At 61.5% G+C, this 15,754-nt stretch carries 15 protein-coding genes; 6 read left to right on the top strand and 9 right to left on the bottom strand.

Annotated elements, in window-relative coordinates:
* Window positions 1–541 (bottom strand): type I restriction endonuclease (locus ACFODV_RS06240; RefSeq protein WP_379756319.1); only part of this gene is annotated, 541 nt, incomplete at its 3' end.
* Window positions 542–626: 85 nt separating this feature from the next.
* On the opposite strand from ACFODV_RS06240, the gene ACFODV_RS06245 reads away from it, so the two are divergent.
* The gene (locus ACFODV_RS06245) at window positions 627–791 is read left to right on the top strand and encodes a hypothetical protein (protein WP_379756322.1); all 165 of its coding nucleotides are present in this window, start codon (window positions 627–629) and stop codon (window positions 789–791) included.
* Here the strand turns inward: ACFODV_RS06245 and ACFODV_RS06250 are convergent.
* The 8 genes from ACFODV_RS06250 to ACFODV_RS06285 form a co-directional block, all read right to left on the bottom strand.
* Complete coding sequence (locus ACFODV_RS06250) at window positions 769–1,383, bottom strand: Fic/DOC family protein (protein ID WP_379756325.1); 615 nt, start codon at window positions 1,381–1,383, stop codon at window positions 769–771. The genes ACFODV_RS06245 and ACFODV_RS06250 overlap by 23 nt on opposite strands.
* 28 nt (window positions 1,384–1,411) lie before the next feature.
* Complete coding sequence (locus ACFODV_RS06255; RefSeq protein WP_379756328.1) at window positions 1,412–2,581, bottom strand: hypothetical protein; 1,170 nt, start codon at window positions 2,579–2,581, stop codon at window positions 1,412–1,414.
* A 17-nt stretch (window positions 2,582–2,598) separates the two neighbouring features.
* Window positions 2,599–3,840 (bottom strand): PDDEXK-like family protein, encoded by a 1,242-nt coding sequence (locus tag ACFODV_RS06260; protein ID WP_379756331.1) that lies wholly within the window; start codon window positions 3,838–3,840, stop codon window positions 2,599–2,601.
* Entirely contained in the window at window positions 3,830–4,396 is a 567-nt protein-coding gene (locus ACFODV_RS06265) for a hypothetical protein (protein WP_379756334.1), read from the bottom strand. The genes ACFODV_RS06260 and ACFODV_RS06265 overlap by 11 nt, the downstream gene beginning before the upstream one ends.
* A gap of 85 nt (window positions 4,397–4,481) precedes the next feature.
* On the bottom strand, window positions 4,482–6,320 hold the full coding sequence (locus ACFODV_RS06270; protein WP_379756336.1) for a GmrSD restriction endonuclease domain-containing protein: 1,839 nt from the start codon (window positions 6,318–6,320) through the stop codon (window positions 4,482–4,484).
* 49 nt (window positions 6,321–6,369) lie between these two features.
* On the bottom strand, window positions 6,370–7,650 hold the full coding sequence (locus tag ACFODV_RS06275; RefSeq protein ID WP_379756339.1) for a restriction endonuclease subunit S: 1,281 nt from the start codon (window positions 7,648–7,650) through the stop codon (window positions 6,370–6,372).
* Window positions 7,643–10,066, bottom strand: coding sequence for a type I restriction-modification system subunit M (locus ACFODV_RS06280; RefSeq protein WP_379756341.1), 2,424 nt, complete (start codon window positions 10,064–10,066; stop codon window positions 7,643–7,645). Before ACFODV_RS06280 ends, ACFODV_RS06275 begins: the two co-directional genes overlap by 8 nt.
* Before the next feature lie 107 nt (window positions 10,067–10,173).
* Window positions 10,174–10,407, bottom strand: a complete 234-nt coding sequence (locus tag ACFODV_RS06285) for a hypothetical protein (protein ID WP_379756344.1) — start codon at window positions 10,405–10,407, stop codon at window positions 10,174–10,176.
* A gap of 578 nt (window positions 10,408–10,985) precedes the next feature.
* Here ACFODV_RS06285 and ACFODV_RS06290 point away from each other — a divergent pair.
* The 5 genes from ACFODV_RS06290 to nspC all read left to right on the top strand — a co-directional run bounded on the left by ACFODV_RS06290 (window position 10,986) and on the right by nspC (window position 15,593).
* Window positions 10,986–11,606, top strand: coding sequence for a LemA family protein (locus ACFODV_RS06290; protein WP_379756347.1), 621 nt, complete (start codon window positions 10,986–10,988; stop codon window positions 11,604–11,606).
* On the top strand, window positions 11,603–12,349 hold the full coding sequence (locus ACFODV_RS06295; RefSeq protein ID WP_379756350.1) for a TPM domain-containing protein: 747 nt from the start codon (window positions 11,603–11,605) through the stop codon (window positions 12,347–12,349). The genes ACFODV_RS06290 and ACFODV_RS06295 overlap by 4 nt, the downstream gene beginning before the upstream one ends.
* A gap of 62 nt (window positions 12,350–12,411) precedes the next feature.
* Window positions 12,412–13,029: a TPM domain-containing protein gene (locus ACFODV_RS06300; protein WP_379756353.1), complete on the top strand. Its 618-nt coding sequence runs from the start codon at window positions 12,412–12,414 to the stop codon at window positions 13,027–13,029.
* Window positions 13,030–13,199: 170 nt separating this feature from the next.
* Window positions 13,200–14,399: a saccharopine dehydrogenase family protein gene (locus ACFODV_RS06305; protein ID WP_379756356.1), complete on the top strand. Its 1,200-nt coding sequence runs from the start codon at window positions 13,200–13,202 to the stop codon at window positions 14,397–14,399.
* Between the two features lie 51 nt (window positions 14,400–14,450).
* On the top strand, window positions 14,451–15,593 hold the full coding sequence (nspC, locus tag ACFODV_RS06310) for a carboxynorspermidine decarboxylase (RefSeq protein WP_379756359.1): 1,143 nt from the start codon (window positions 14,451–14,453) through the stop codon (window positions 15,591–15,593).
* The last annotated feature ends 161 nt before the right edge of the window (window positions 15,594–15,754 follow it).

Here is a 15,754-nt window from a genome sequence, read left to right on the forward strand (position 1 = left end):
CGGCATCGCTGATGCCTTCCGGTACGGTGCGGCTCTTGCACTCGACCACCACCAGCGGGATGCCATTGACGAACAGCACCAGGTCCGGGATCACGTGGCCCTTCCACGCGTCATGGCCCGGCGGGCATTTCACCTTGAACTGATTGACCACCGTGAAGACGTTGTTGGCCGGCGTTTCCCAGTCGATGAAGCGCAGGTTCTGGCCACGGCCGCCGTCCCAGCCCTCGAGGCCCTCCACCGGCAGGCCGCCCAGCAGCAGCTCGGTGGCGCGCCTGTTGGCCTCCAGCACCTTGCTCGCCGGCAGCCGGGTGATGGCCGACACTGCCTGATCCAGGCGCGCTTCATTGAGCCAGGGCTTGCCGTCGCGCAGGTTGATGGCGCGGAGTCGCTCACGCAGCAGCGGCTCCATCACCACTTGGGCGAAGCTCTCGCGGTGGGTAACGGCGGGATCGTCCACCGAGCCGGCCAGGAACTCCCACCCCTGACCCACCAGCTGGTCGATGAAGGGCTTCTCGACGTCCGTGTACTCGGGTCCTGCCATACCGTGGCTCCATGGTGCTGTAGGTGTTTGATGCAGGGGGCGCGGTATGCGCGTAAAATGAGCATATCAGCAAGGAGAGACAGGCATGACCACATCCCGCTCCCCCAAGAAGCGACGTACCGTGAGCCGTGACGCCCTCCTGAAGAGCGTTGCCTCCTCCACCGCCGTGGAAACTGGCGAGGCCAGCCGCGGAATCGAGGCCAGGCTTCGCTCTGGCAAGTCCCGCTTCAAGTTCCTGCCGCTTGCCTGACCCGCTCCACCATTGGCGCATAGTCTTCGTCGAGCCCGGCATGGATGGCCTGAATATAGGCCTCCTTGTTCAGTCTCCAGTCATCGTAATTCAGCAGTCCCAGTCCCGCCTGATAGGCCATGGCATCGGCCAGTAGACGGGCGATGCGGCCGTTTCCCTCTCTGAACGGATGCACCAGGATCAGCTCGACGTGGACCTGAGCGATGGCGCGAATCGCTTCCTCATGGCTCATTCTGCTGCAGGGCGTCAGCCGACTCAGCCACTTCTGATCCAGTTCACGCAATAGATAGGGCAGCTGTCTCGCTGCGGCGAACGGGAAGCCATCCTTTTCCAGATTGACCTGGCGCTCCTCACCCGCCCAGTCGTAGACGCTACCGAGCCAACGATGGTGCCAGTGCTTCAGCAGCGCGGTATCAAGCGGCTGATCTTCCGCCAATGAGCCGAACACCTCCTCGTACAGCTTCAGCAATAGCTCGGCTTCGGCCTCATCCAGGCTCTCCTGGTCGGTGATGCCGAGCCTGTTGGCCATTACCCGGCCATCTGAGCCGGGCTCGGCGCTGCCCTGTGATCCTGTGGTGCGATACCGGTTCATCCAGGTGCTCCCCCGGCTCAAGGCCGCGTCAGTGGCCCATCGCCTTCAACCGCGGGCGCAGGGCGTTGACGAACTGGTTGAGCTGCTGCGCCAGCCACTCACGGCATTCGTCGTCGCTGGCGAAGTCACTGAACTGAGCATAGATGGCGAAGCCGGGCTGGCCGCTGGAGCGGCGGTTGTCGGCGCCTTCCGGGAGTTCGGCGAGGATCTGCTCACGCTCCTCGTTGAGACGATCAAGCACCTGCCTGGCCTCCGACTTTGCGCCGGTGAAGAACACGCCGCAGACGCCTTCCCCCATGGAGCGGAAGGCGGTGAGCCAGACCCCCGGATAGGGTAGCGAAACCCGGACGTGGTTGCGGGGCCGGTAGGACGGTGCCTCTTGCTCCGGATCATCGAAGTTAATGCGGGTGATCGGCTCCCACCATGCACGATCTTCCGTCACCGAGACGGCTTCGACCTCGCTACCGGCATCGTCCACTACCTCGTGCAGACGGCTGGTGCCGCCCTCCCTCACGTTCACGAAGGTGCGCTCGATGGTCTCGGTTCTCGCGACGACACGGGGCTGGACCACCAGGCCCCGCTCACCGAACTGGTAGAGCGCGACCTCCACCAGCCCAAAGCTCAAGCCCAGTGCGGCGTTGCGGGTGATCAGCTCGGCCATGCCGGTGATTCCCTCGCGGATGCCGTCGCCGGCGATCAGCAGCAGGAAGCGCCCCTCACGCAGGGAACGGGCGGTGGCGTCCACGAAGGCGGCTTCGTCCAGATCCGGCTGCAGCTCGCGGGCGACCTCGAAGGGCACGTTCCCCTCGCGCTTGGTCGCTGTTGCCACCTGGCGCTGCAAATCCGCGTAGCTCCATTGGGATACCGCGCGGGCGTAGTCGAGGATCTGGGCAATCACCTTGCGGCGAGCCTCGGGGTTGCGCCACAGCTTGCACTCCACCAACGTCAGCCGCCCCGTGGGGCTGATGAAGGCCGCGTCCACCGGGCCGGCTTCGGTCTGCAGCTCAGTGCACAGGGGCAACAGGGGTGCGAAGGAGGGATCGACCTCCTCGATGGGCAGCAGGTCCGGGTTATCGGCGAGCAAATCGCGCAGCCAGGCCTCGTTACGGCCATCGGTGAAGCCCAGCGGCGCCCGCCGGGCGGTGGTGAATGCGCCGTTCTCGTCCTGTCTGAGGAGAATGTTTCCGTAAGTCGGCATTGGCTCGTCCGCTGCTGTTATCGGCTACACAGCGCTTTGGCTTTCTCGGCAAGCTCGCCTTGGTGAGCCACCATGTCCGCGATCAATGTACGGCGCATCTCGTCATCCAGGAGGCCAACAGCTGCGCTGTTGAAATCGTTGAAATTGATGATTTTATCGTTATCGCCCGCTGCGGGATTGTAGTAGTAACAGATCAACCAAGTGGCTTCTCTATCAGCCTCAGCATTTCCTTTCCCTATTTCCTTTCGAGTCATCTCCCTCAGGTCAGGAGAAGGAATGGCAATTCCTGACTCGTTTTCTACCCTGAGGCCATAGTGAACGGCATGGTAGAGGTTGATGTAGAGATAGATATCTTTGTCTTCGAGCCTGCAGATTGGCATCTTGAGACCAACATGCTTGTTATCTCTGCTCTTAGAGTAGTAGTCCTTGGAAATGGCCGCGATGCTCTTCCCGCCGTAGACACTCGGCGTGATTCCAAACTCGGACTCGAGGGCGGCTCTCAATTCTTGCCAGAACACCTCCTGTACTGAGGCTTTGGCCTTGGGAAGTGACTTCTCGACCTCCAGGGATTCCTTGAAGCGCTCCATGTCACTGTTCAGCTCACCGGCCACTAGATCGTTCATTGTTCCTCCCTTCCCTGTCAGGTTATGAATCAACTGCTGGTAGTGCTGGATGGCATGCGCCAGAGCGGGCTTGTGTTGGCTTTTCTCGATGCAGGCCTGGAGCCAGAGTGAGACGTCATCGGCGAAAGAGAGGCAGGCTACTTTCTCTTTTCTCAACGAATTCAGGCTCATGGCCGATGGGCTTTTCCCATCCAGTGTCAAATACACCAGAACGATTTGCTTATCACCGCCTGCACGCCGCTGTAGTTCCTGGTAATAGTCATGAAGCTGGGCCGGCTGGTCGGCCGCATCAATCTTGAGCTCGATGCCGACGATGGTGTCGGAAGACTCGATGACGATATCGACTCGACGCTTTTCTTCTGTGGCCAACTCACGGCTGACCCGATAGCGACCTTCTCCGGACGCTTGAAGCCTCAGGACATTCTCGAGGAAAAGGTGCAGGAAGGCACTACCCTCACCATGACGGCCCTGTGGGTTCAGCAGCTCGTGCAAGAACCTAGAGTGGGTCCGCGCTTCGTCTCGATGAGCCCTGAGAATCGAGAAGATATTGAAGCGCTCCCCATGCTTGTTGGCCTTCTCACGGGCATCGCTGACTACCTCCATGAGCGCATCTGTCATGAGCAGGTCATTGAGCATCGGACTCTCCATTGATCCAAGATTGCGCTCGCTGAGCGAGGTCTTCCGCGCTTGTCACAAGTATTTCCTCCAGTCCCATCGACCCGTTGATACTTTCTGAAAGGTCATGCGTGATGATGGTGGCACCGGTTGCCTCCAACTCCTTCAGTCCTGCCAAGGCGGCTTCGCGTCTCTCAGCCTCGAGCCCGAACGGTAGCGTAACGGCCACAAGAAGATTCAGGTCCCGCTGGATGAACTCCTTGGCGAGGGTAGGCATGGCCCCGGTTCCGGCACCGCCTCCCAGCCCTGCCAAAAGCACCACCTTGCCGCTGTTGGGTAATCGAGCGCTGATGTCGCCGAGCGACTCTTCCACTGCCTGGCGACCGCGGGCCGGCGATGTGGCACTCAAGCCACCGCAGCATTTCGTACCTATCACCAGCCGCTCTTCTGGCGGTAGGTCTTCCAGCTGTTTGCGATCCGTATTGATGGCCATGAAACGGCCACTGACCAGCTTGTGAGCTTGCTGTGCCAACGACAGGCCGGCCCCGCCTACTCCAATGACGGTACATTCCTTCATCCATGACTCCCTATTACCGAATGCGATGGCGGTATCCTTGTTGTCCTTCGCCGCCGTTGAGATTCCCGATACGTCAGGTCAGTGCTCAGACCTCCTGGGTAGTTCCTTCAGAAGCTTCCGGCACGCCCTCATCGGAACCCACCAGCGGCTTCTTGCCCATGGCCTTCTCGATGATCTCGAGCAGGCGGCGCTTGCGCTGCTGGTAGAAGGCGTCGAAGTCGTCGGCGCGCAGGGCCTCGGTGGGGATGCGGTGGCCCTCGAGGATGGCGTTCATCGCCTCGTCGCCGAGCTGGACCTGCTCGTGGCCCTGCAGGCGCGCCAGGTAGTGCGAGGGCGCGTCTCCGCCGATCATGCGGTTGGTCCTGGCGGAGATCGGCGTCTTGTTGATGATGGCGTCGTAGACCCGATAGGAGAGCCTCTGGGCCTCGCACCAGGCGCGGGGAAAGATATGGTGGATATCGAGCTCCACGCCCTGCTGGTCGAGCTCCTGGATATCTCCCTTCCAGAAGAAGTCCTTGGCGCCCTCACGCAGGATCAGCACGTTGATGCCCTTGTAAGCGGCACTGTTGCGGCTGCGCAGGGACTCGAGACGGGTGGGGTCGAAGGAGGCATCGATGACGGTACGCGGCACCTCGGCGTCGTCCTCGAACCAGTTCATCAGCTCTTCCAGGTCCAGGGCGATGCGGGTCTCCACGGCGCCGCCGTAGAGCTCGCCGAGCACGCCGCTCCAGAACCAGCGGGAGAGCTTCTGGTGAATGCGCGGCTCGCGCCAGCGATTGCCCAGAAGGGTAAGCACCGCCGCGAGCGGCACCAGCTGGGTAGCGTAGGGCATCTCGCGGCGGCTATAGAAACACTCGCCCTTAAGGAAGTAGGCCGCCTCCACAAAGCCCTTCTCGACCTGATCAGCCCAGCGCTGGTAGGCCTCCAGGGGCAGGTCCAGCACCGAGGCGCGCTTGGCGCTGACCGGGCGCACCTGCTTGCCGGTCTTGCCGTCCTTGAGGTCCTGTAGCTTGCGCTCGCGGGTGTGCAGCAGGGTGATGGCCTGGAGAAGGTCGGTGCTCTGCACGTCCTTGAGCAGCTCGTGTTGGTCGAAGCGAGCCTGGCGCGAGGGCACCTTGCGGATATCGGAGCCGAACCAGTCGTCGCGCAGGTTGTAGCCCTCGGCGGCGTAGCTGGCGGTGATCAGCTCGAACACCGAGAGCTGCACGCCGCCGGTGTTGACCTTCTCGAACACCAGGCATACGGCCTCCTTGGAGGTCTCCTTCTTGAGCTCGATGACCGGCAGCTGGTAGGCGGAGAAGGCACTGAGGACCTTCTCCTGAAACTCGAAGTAGGTGCCGATCTGATCCTTGTTGTACTTGAACAGGTCGCCGGCCCACTCATTCGGTGACAGCAACTTGTCGCAAGGAAAGTGGAGCAGTTCGCATTCCAACTGGCGGCTGGAGAGGTCCAGATCCACGTCGCGGCCGAAGTTGCTGCGCTTCTGGCGGGTTTCGTCCACCGCCACCACGGCATCCTCCAGCCGGTCCTCGCCTTCCAGGGCGGTGCGGATATCGAAGTAGTAGTGGCGCTTGATGTCCTTGCCCTTGGCGGTGCGGGTGTCCACCGGGGAGGTTAGGCCGACCGCCTGGGTCAGGCTGGTGAGGCGCTGCTGGCCGTCGAGGATGAGCTGGTCCGGGGCCTTGGTCACGCTATCCGGGTTGATGCCCTCCACCGGCCGGGTCTCGAAGCGCACCTCGCCGCCGGTCTCCATCAGCATCACCGCGCCCACGGGGAAGGAGCGGGCGATGCTGACCAGCAGGCTCTGCACGTGGTCGTCGTCCCACACCCAGCCGCGCTGGAAGTCGGGGAGCTGGATCTTGCCGGTGGTGATGTCCTTGAGCAACTCGGGTAGCGAGCGTTTGGTGCTGTCGAAGGTGGTCATGGCGGTTCCCTGTGCGTTGTGACCCTGATGTTGTTGTAAGAGCCCCGGTCTATGCCGGGGTGGTGGCCTGGGCCTTTTCGAGAAGCGGGGTGACGCGGACGCGGCCGGTGAGGAGGTCGTCCATGAGAGCTATCTTCTCGGATTTTAGCTTTGTCAGCTTCTGCCGCTCCGCCAGCACTCGGCCCATAAAAACCTCATAGCTTTCAGCTATTCGATTTTGCTCACACAGGCAGGGGAAAGGTATAAGGAGAGGCCTCAAATCCTGCAAATTGATATTTTTCTGTGCACTTTGCGGTGCCCTAGCATCCAGTGAACGCTTTGCCCTTCTTATGCAGAGTTCTACGAATCTGGCATTGGCGCCGTCATTAACCACTGCACCAACAACGCTGTCCGGGAAGTACATGGGCCTTCCTAAAATTGCGGTGTCCGCAATGTTTGCTGCAATTGTTATGGCTATAGTCCGCGCTGGAAAAAGGGAGCTGGCAGTAGTGCCCAATCTACTTAATGTTTGGGAGAAGTCGATCACAATCCCTCCCTTAGCTGCAGCAACATCACCGGTCTGTATAAAAGGATAGTCTCCGCCGTAGAAGGCAGGATCATTTCGTGGCCGGTGTGTAAACCGACCACGTTGAACATCCGCAGCGGCGGCTAATTCTTGGCAGGACCACTCCCTCGGAATCAACCCCAGCGGCGACTCCTTGTAGAGCTCCGGCGCCTTCTCGGGGCTGGGGCGGAGCTGGCCGCTCTCGTCGATCCCGCGGGTCAGCAGGTCATGGAGCAGGCCCTCCTTGACCTTCTCCAGCTTGGCGATCAGCGCCTCGGTCTTCTGGATCTGGGTGTCGAGGGTGTCGAGGAGGTGGGCGATGAGTTCCTGCTCAACCTTGGGGGGGGTGGGGATTTTTAAGCTGTTTATGTCACGAAGAACCAGGCGACGAAGGGCGCTTCCGGACATTGCGTTATCATATTGCCTTTTTGCATCTTCGCTTTTTAAAAACTGACCAACATACCTATGGTTGGCTTGCTCTAATGTTCTGATAATTGCAATTGATGATAAGGTGGCAAGCTGGTTATCATCATCCACTATCGCAACTTTTCCAACAGTGCCATCTTTGGAAAGAAGAACATCATTCTTTTTTGCAACGCACCCTGATGCGTCTAACTTAGAATAATCTTTATCGCTGATTCTTGTGCATGAATCCAGATTGACATGACCTCCCTGCATATCCTTCACGTTGGCAATTAACCTTCCCTGCTCTACAGGGGTAGGGCTGAAGTGAGAGCCGTCAGTAATCTTTATTGTCAAGTCAGATAATGGGATTTTCTTAAACATACCCCAGACCCCCCAAATACTGCTGTAGCTCTCTGGCGGCGGCATCACGCTCAGTCTCGATGTCGGCCAGCGTAACCCGGTACTTGTCCCACCAGTTCTCGAAGGCGGTGATCACCTGCTGGCGCTGCTGGCGGATATAGCGCTCGAGGATGCCCTTGAGGTCGTTGTGCAGAATGTCTCCGACGAGCTCGGCGGCGGCGGGCTCGTCCAAAGCATCCACGGCGGCGTTGAGGTGCTGCTCGAAGCTGGCGACCTTGGCCTTGTGGGACTTGCGCACCTGGGTACGCTGGCTCTTCCAGGCCTTGATCTGCTCCGGTGTCGGAGCGTCATCGTCATCGCCGTCGCTGGCTTCCGAATCGTCGCCGTCGTCGCCCTCCGGCTTGGCCTCGGCGGCCTTGATGCGGGTGTCCAGCTCCGCCTTGCGGGCGGCGAGTTCTTCGAGCTCGGCGACGTATTCCTCCAGCAGGAAGTGGACCAGGCGGTGGTCGAGGGGGTTGGCTTTGCTCTGCTCGTCCTCCAGCAGGCTGACGATGGAGGTGCGCCAGGCGTCCACCACACCCAGGCAGCCGCGGGCCTGCAGGGTGCGGAACTCGTTCTTGTTGTCGAACCAGAAGCCGGCAATGATGCCACGCACCGCGAAGCGGTCGAGCATGGCGGTGGGCTCCAGCGCCGCGGTAAAGCTGCCCAGCAGCTCGTCGCGCAGCCGGGTGAGGCGACCGCCGTTGCCGGTCAGCGAGGTGATACTGGCGCCGTGCTCGGCCCACCAGGCCTCGAAGGCGGCCATCACGCTGGCCTCTTTGGTGGTGAGGCCGGCGTTGGCCTCGATGGCGGGCTTGAGGTTGCGCTTCTCGGTCAGCTGCTCGGCGAAGTCCACGTATTCGGAGTCACTCGCCCTGGGCATAAAGAGCGCCATGGGGTCGAGGCCCTGGGCGTCGAAGAGCGGGCGTTTGGCGTCGATCTCGGCCACCGGCACGCCGCCCTTGAGGTGGGCGCGCACGTCCTGGGGCTCCGGTGGAGGGGTGTTGTCGGCGTAGCGGCGGATGTTGAGGTTGTAGTCGTTGTCGCGAAGCTCCATGAGCGGTACCACCCGGGAGAAACCGGGCTCGTCGGCGAAGGCCTCATAGGTGCTGGCGATCTTCTCGAGATGCTCCGGCAGCAGATAGTTCTGGGCGCGGCCCTCGTGGTATTCGCGGTCGGCGTTGATGAACAGCACCTTGCCCTTGCGCTCATCGGGCTTGGCGCCCTTGGCGCGCAGCACCAGGACGCTGGCCGGGATGCCGGTGCCATAGAAGAGGTTGGGGGCCAGGCCGATCACCGCCTCCACCAGGTCGTCCTCGAGCAGGCCGGCGCGGATGCGCTTCTCGTCGCCGCCGCGGAACAGCACCCCGTGGGGCATGACGGTGGCCAGGCGGCCGTCGGACTTGAGGCAGGCGACCATGTGTTGCAGGAACATCAGATCGGCCTTCTTGGCGCCCTCCGGAACGCTGCCGTAGTGGAAACGCTCCGGGAAATGCTGGCTGGGCGTGTAGCCGATGGAGAAGGGCGGATTGGTGAGGATGCGATCGAAGCGCACCAGCTCGCCGCCCTCGACGTGCTGCGGGTCGGTGAGGGTGTCGTCGTTGCGCAGGTCGGCGGAGCTCACCCCATGCAGCAACATATTCATCTTGGCGATGGCCCATACCGAGCCGGAGGCCTCCTGGCCGAAGAGGTTGAGCCGGCGCGGATCGCCGCCCTGCTCCTCCAGGTACTCCTTGGAGAGGATCAGCATACCGCCGGAGCCCATGCAGGGATCGTAGACGCTGTGGCCCTCCTGGGGGTCCATCAGCCGCACCATCATGCGGACCACCGGGCGCGGGGTGTAGAACTCGCCGCCCTTCTTGCCGGCGGAGTCAGCAAAGTCACGGATCAGGTACTCGTAGGCGGCGCCGAGCAGGTCGGGGAACTCGAAGTCCTCGTTGCGCAGGCGGTACTCGCTGAAGTGAACGATCAGGTCGCGGAGCTTCTTGTCCGGCAGGGTGGTGGAGCCCACCTTGCGGGTGAAGTCGATATGCTCCAGCACCCCGGCGAGGCTGGGATTGTGCTCCTCCAGGCCGGCCAGCGCCTTGTTCAGCGCATTGCCGACGCCCTGGTGGGCCTCCTTCAGCAGATAGGACCAGCGCGCCTGCTCAGGCACATAGAAGGTGGCCTTGTACCAGCTCGGCATCTCGATGACGTTGGCGATGTCGATCTCGCCCTTGCCGGCCTGCCTGAGCTGCTCGCGGACCTCCTCCTGGCGCTGCTCGAAGACGTCCGAGCAGCGCTTCAGGAACAGCATGCCGAAGATGTACTCCTTGAACTCCGAGGCGTCCATGCGCCCGCGCAGGATGTCAGCCGCCTTGAACAGGTGCCGTTCCAGCTGGTTGAGGGTAAGGATCATGACCTGCGATTCCCTGAGATAGATGAGCCGACCGCATCATGCGGCCGTGGTGACTGGCCCTATCTCATCAAACTTGGGGCGGGAAGGCCACGGGGGATTGGTGGCAACTAGCGGCGGAGCCTGAACCCATGCCGCTCCATGCAGTAGTTGAGCAGCTGCTGTCTCTCAGCCTGGGTCTTGTCCGACATGCCAATTTCATAACGGCACTCGGAATAGACGTTGCGAGTCTCTTCGGCGCTGACGCCTTCCTTTTGCCAGGTGGGTGGGCTGGGTGTAGCGCAAGCGGAAACGAGCAAGGCCACAGCGGCCAGCAGGGTAGAACGCATCAGTGATGAGGGCATGAGTCTTCCTTGAGCCTATGGAGTGAGATGTTTCACTCTGTAACCTTAGGCAAGGAGGCCTTGTTGATGCAATGGAGGGCGAATTATCCTGTTCCGTGTCTCCTTGGTCTGGCCGGCTCCAGCGCTTCCAGTTAATGCCGGCTCTGGACTGCCTCGACGGAGAGGACCATGATGAAGTTGGCCCCGATGATCCAGCAGCCATCTTGAGGGGGCATATTTGGGGGCATAAATAAGATCACAACCAGCAAAGTTATCTGAAAATCATAAGCTTGTATAATTTTTTGGTTGGACGCCGCCTCCACCAATCAAGTCGACGAATCAAGCGCCTACGGGCGCTTTTTTCGTTTATTGGCCATCCCCTGACGTCGTCGCTGTTGCCCTACAAGGGATGTCGGTTCGATTCCGACACATCCCCGCCGCAAGGTCGCCCATCAGCGGGCAGGTCGTACGCACCAGCAGCGACGGCCAAGCCGATTAGATCGCGAATCCGCCTATCCATAACATGGCATCGCTTCCTTCGCATCAGCCTGAGCTGTACCTTGGCGTCTTCGAATCGCAATGACAGGATGATCGCCCCCATGCCGACGAGACACCCCACGCTCCCCGACCCTCGCATCTGGCGGTTTGCCCTTGTGATGATCATGGCGATGCTGTTGACGGGTTGCGGCGTCAACAACATCCCTACCTACGACGAACAGGTGAAGTCGTCTTGGGCACAAGTGGAAAACCAGTATCAGCGACGCGCGGACCTGGTGCCCAATCTGGTCGAGACGGTCAAGGGGTTTGCCCGGCAGGAGCAGGAGACTTTAACTGCCGTGGTAGAGGCACGGTCCAAGGCCACGTCCATCCAGATCGACGCCGAGTCGCTGGACGACCCGGAAAAGATGCGTCAGTTCGAGCAGGCCCAGCAGCAACTTACCGGTGCACTGAGCCGCTTGATGGCGGTGTCTGAGCGCTATCCAGACTTGAAGTCCAACCAGAATTTCCTGGCCCTGCAATCGCAACTGGAGGGGACCGAAAACCGCATCGCGGTGGCACGGCGTGACTTCATCACCTCGGTCGAGCGCTACAACACCGAGATCCGCACCTTCCCTGGCCGCCTTTGGCACAGTTTCCTCTACAGCGACATGTCGCTTCGCGAGACCTTCGAAGCCACAACGGAGAACGCGGACCAAGCCCCGCAAGTGGAGTTTGAATGAACAATCGATTACGCCTTTCATTGCTGACGTTGCTGCTACTGGCCGCGTTCAACGTTCAGGCCCAGGCGCCCGAGTTTCCTGAACTGACGGGGCGTGTAGTGGATCAGGCCGACCTGCTCGACGCATCCGTCGAATCGCGCCTCTCCGGGATGCTCGAGACACATGAAGACGCTACCACCGAGCAGCTCGTCGTGGTGACCGTGTTGGATCTGGATGGCAATGCCATCGAAGAGTACGGCTATCAACTGGGTCGCCACTGGGGCATCGGTCAGAAAGACGATGATAATGGGGCCCTGCTGATCGTCGCGCCGAACGAACGTGAAGTACGCATCGAGGTCGGCTACGGGCTCGAAGGTCGCCTGACCGATGCCCAGTCATCGGCGATCATCAACCAGATCATCACGCCGGCTTTCCGAGAAGGAGACTATGCCCGCGGCATCACCGAGGGCGTGGAGGCGATGATTCAGGTGCTGGGTGGCGAGTCCACGGACACCATCGCCACGTCCAGCGCCCCGGCTGGGGAGCAGGGGCCCAAAGGACCCGCATCGATTCTCTTTTTCTTGATGTTCGTCGTCGTCATGACCCTGGTACGCGGCGGACGCGGCGGCCTGCTGGCCGGCATGTTGCTGGGCGGTGCTCTCGGCGGCAGGTCGCGCGGGGGCGGCGGCTTCGGCGGCGGCGGGGGTGGTTTCGGCGGTGGCGGCGGCGGCTTCGGTGGCGGCGGCGCTTCAGGCGGCTGGTAATCCAGCATTCCGGCCGGTGGCGACACCGACATGACAATCAGGATTCGGAGATCACGACCCCTATGGCTTTATTGAGTGAAAACGAGCAACGCCAGGTAGCCGAGGCAATTAATCGTGTCGAACGCGATACCGATGCCGAGCTGGTCACCGTACTGGCTCCACGTGCAGACAACTATGCCTATATCCCGCTGCTCTGGGCCGGCCTGCTGGCCCTGGTGGTGCCCGGGGCGGTCAATTACTTTCCCGGCTGGTTGACGGCCTACGAGCTGACGCTGGTGCAATGGGCGACCTTTATCGCGCTGGGACTGATGTTCCGCATCCCCAACATCACCACCCGGCTTATCCCGCAATCGGTACGCCACTGGCGGGCGGCCAACCTCGCACGGCGACAGTTCCTCGAACAGGACCTGCACCACACCGAGGGCGGAACAGGGATGCTGATCTTCGTCTCCGAAGCCGAGCGCTATGTGGAAATCCTGGTCGATCGAGGCATCTCGGCGCGTATCAGCGACGAGACCTGGCAATCTATCGTGGCAACGTTCACCCAGCGAGTGAAAGCCGGCGAAACCCTGCAAGGTTTCCTCGAGTGCATCGAGGCCTGCGGTGAACATCTCAAGGAGCAGGTGCCGGCCACCCACGAGCGCAACGAGCTGCCCAATCACCTGATCGTGCTGGATTGACCCGCTTCCCCCGAGTGCCAGGGCTACCACTTTGGTCACAGGCTTGACGCGAAAAGCACTTGATAGCAGCCTCGGGGAACGCCATTATCAGCGCCCTCTCGTCTTCCCCTGTCGGGGTGTCGGGCGAGGCCAAGACACTTCCACTTTCCCCGATCTGGATTCGAACCCCCATGAGCAAAGTCCTGATTATCGGCGCCGGCGGCGTCGGCGGCGTTGTTACCCACAAGTGTGCCCAGCACCCCGAGGTCTTCAGCGAGATCCTGCTGGCCAGCCGCAACGAGGCCAAGTGCCAGGCGATCGCCGCCCAACTGGATCGTCCCATCCAGACCGCCCGGGTGGACGCCGACAACGTCGATGAGCTGGTCAAGCTGATCGAGTCGTTCAAGCCAGACGTGCTGATCCACGTCGCCCTGCCCTATCAGGACCTGACCATCATGGAGGCCTGCCTGCGCACCGGCGTGCCCTATCTGGACACCGCCAACTACGAGCATCCCGACGAAGCCAAGTTCGAGTACAAGGAGCAGTGGGCTTTCCAGGAGCGCTTTGCCAAGGCGGGCAACATGGCCACCCTGGGCTGCGGCTTCGATCCCGGAATGACCAATATCTACTGCGCTTACGGCCAGAAGAACCTGTTCGACGAGATCCACCGCATCGATATCCTGGATGCCAACGGCGGCGATCATGGCTATCCCTTCGCCACCAACTTCAACCCCGAGATCAATATTCGCGAGATCACCGCGAACGGTCGCTATTGGGAGAAGGGCGAGTGGAAGGAGACTCCGCCGCTGGCCGAGAAGCGCACGTTCGACTTCGACGGCATCGGCGAGAAGGACCTCTATCTGCTCTACCACGAGGAGCTCGAGTCCCTGGTCCAGAACATCAAGGGCCTGGAGCGCATCCGCTTCTGGATGACCTTCTCCGACAAGTACATCACCCACCTGAAGGTGCTGGAGAACGTCGGCATGACCAGCATCGAGCCGATCAAGGTCGATGGCATCGAGATCTCTCCGCTGCAGTTCCTCAAGGCCGTGCTACCGGACCCGGCATCGCTCGGCCCCCGCACCAAGGGCAAGACCAACATCGGCGTGATCCTGGACGGCATCAAGGATGGCAAGCGTCGCAAGGTGTACATCTACAACATCTGCGATCACGAGAAGTGCTACGAAGAGGTCAAGTCCCAGGCGATCTCCTACACCACCGGCGTGCCGGCAGTCACTGGCGCCATGCTCATGCTGGAAGGCCTCTGGAAGGGAGAGGGCGTATTCAACGTTGAGCAGCTAGATCCCAACCCCTTCATGGAGCGTATCGGCGAGATGGGCCTGCCTTGGCAGGTGGTCGAGCTGGATCCCGACGACGACCCGCTGGCCTGATCCATGGCTGACACACGCGACGCGACTCTGAACCTCGGCCCGAACGTCGGAATGGATTTCGACGTTGGGGCCTGCCCCTCACCGGCCTATGTGGTGGACGACGCCCTGCTGCGCCGCAACCTGGAACTGTTGGGTCAGATCCAGGCACGCACCGGCGCCAGGATCCTGCTCGCGCTCAAGGGCTTCGCCATGTGGGATACCTTCCCACTGGTACGCCAGTACCTGGTGGGCACCACGGCAAGCGGCCAGGATGAGGCACGCCTCGGCGCCGAGGCCTTCGGCGGCGAGGTGCACTGCTACTCACCGGCCTTCACCGAGGAAGAGATGCAGGTGGTACTGCGCTACGCGGACCACCTCAGCTTCAACTCACCGGGGCAGTGGGAGCATTTTCGCAACATCGTCATGGCAGCCCCTCGGCGCGTCTCCTGCGGCATGCGGGTCAATCCGGAGCACTCCACTGGCGCGGTGCCGATCTATGACCCCTGCGCGCCGGGCTCGCGGCTCGGCACCCGGGCCAAGGACCTGGCAGGTGCCGACATGGAAGGCCTGGAGGGGCTGCACTTCCATACCCTGTGCGAGCAGAACAGCGACGCCCTGGAGGAGACCCTGGCGGCCTTCGAGGCAAAGTTCGGCCAATATCTAGGTGGCATGAAGTGGGTCAACCTCGGCGGCGGCCACCATATCACCCGCGAGGACTACGACGTGGAGCGGCTGGTAAGGCTGATCCGTGACTTCAAGGCGCGCCACCCGCACCTCACGGTCTATCTGGAGCCGGGCGAGGCGGTCGCGCTGAACACCGGTTATCTGGTCTGCTCGGTGCTGGATATCGTCGAGAATGACGGCCCCATTGCCATTCTCGACACATCGGCCACGGCGCATATGCCCGACGTGCTGGAGATGCCCTATCGACCGCAGATCATCGGCGCCGGCGAACCGAGCGAGAAGGCTCATACCTATCGCTTGGGCGGCATGACCTGCCTCGCTGGCGATGTCATCGGCGATTACTCGTTCGATGCGCCACTGGCCATCGGCGACCGCCTGGTGTTCACCGATATGGCCCACTACACCATGGTCAAGACCACCACCTTCAACGGCATCCGCCTGCCGTCCATCTGCCGAATCGGTGAGACGAGTCGCGCGGTGCGCACGGTACGGACCTTCGGCTACGTGGACTACATGCAACGACTGAGCTGAGCCAACCGCGCCACCGATTACACGCCAGACCGAAGGACTGCACCAGACTGAAGCCCCCTCTCGGGGCTTCTTTTGTTTCTGGCCCCGGGTTTTCGCCCAAATTCTTCCGGTACTTCACCGTGGCGCCCCTGGCCTCTATGGTGGAGGAAATCCACTGCCAC

The sequence above is a fragment of the Halomonas tibetensis genome (genome assembly GCF_042643535.1).
GTDB classification, from domain to species: Bacteria; Pseudomonadota; Gammaproteobacteria; order Pseudomonadales; family Halomonadaceae; genus Halomonas; species Halomonas tibetensis.

What these genes read in the sequence shown, in the direction of transcription:
- ACFODV_RS06255 (WP_379756328.1), bottom strand. Translation starts at nt 2,581, where the DNA reads ATGCCGACTTACGGAAACATTCTCCTCAGACAGGACGAGAACGGCGCA.
- ACFODV_RS06275 (WP_379756339.1), bottom strand. Translation starts at nt 7,650, where the DNA reads ATGTTTAAGAAAATCCCATTATCTGACTTGACAATAAAGATTACTGAC.
- ACFODV_RS06285 (WP_379756344.1), bottom strand. Translation starts at nt 10,407, where the DNA reads ATGCCCTCATCACTGATGCGTTCTACCCTGCTGGCCGCTGTGGCCTTG.
- ACFODV_RS06305 (WP_379756356.1), top strand. Translation starts at nt 13,200, where the DNA reads ATGAGCAAAGTCCTGATTATCGGCGCCGGCGGCGTCGGCGGCGTTGTT.
- nspC (WP_379756359.1), top strand. Translation starts at nt 14,451, where the DNA reads ATGGATTTCGACGTTGGGGCCTGCCCCTCACCGGCCTATGTGGTGGAC.
- ACFODV_RS06245 (WP_379756322.1), top strand. Translation starts at nt 627, where the DNA reads ATGACCACATCCCGCTCCCCCAAGAAGCGACGTACCGTGAGCCGTGAC.
- ACFODV_RS06260 (WP_379756331.1), bottom strand. Translation starts at nt 3,840, where the DNA reads ATGCTCAATGACCTGCTCATGACAGATGCGCTCATGGAGGTAGTCAGC.
- ACFODV_RS06295 (WP_379756350.1), top strand. Translation starts at nt 11,603, where the DNA reads ATGAACAATCGATTACGCCTTTCATTGCTGACGTTGCTGCTACTGGCC.
- ACFODV_RS06270 (WP_379756336.1), bottom strand. Translation starts at nt 6,320, where the DNA reads ATGACCACCTTCGACAGCACCAAACGCTCGCTACCCGAGTTGCTCAAG.
- ACFODV_RS06265 (WP_379756334.1), bottom strand. Translation starts at nt 4,396, where the DNA reads ATGAAGGAATGTACCGTCATTGGAGTAGGCGGGGCCGGCCTGTCGTTG.
- ACFODV_RS06250 (WP_379756325.1), bottom strand. Translation starts at nt 1,383, where the DNA reads ATGAACCGGTATCGCACCACAGGATCACAGGGCAGCGCCGAGCCCGGC.
- ACFODV_RS06290 (WP_379756347.1), top strand. Translation starts at nt 10,986, where the DNA reads ATGCCGACGAGACACCCCACGCTCCCCGACCCTCGCATCTGGCGGTTT.
- ACFODV_RS06280 (WP_379756341.1), bottom strand. Translation starts at nt 10,066, where the DNA reads ATGATCCTTACCCTCAACCAGCTGGAACGGCACCTGTTCAAGGCGGCT.
- ACFODV_RS06300 (WP_379756353.1), top strand. Translation starts at nt 12,412, where the DNA reads ATGGCTTTATTGAGTGAAAACGAGCAACGCCAGGTAGCCGAGGCAATT.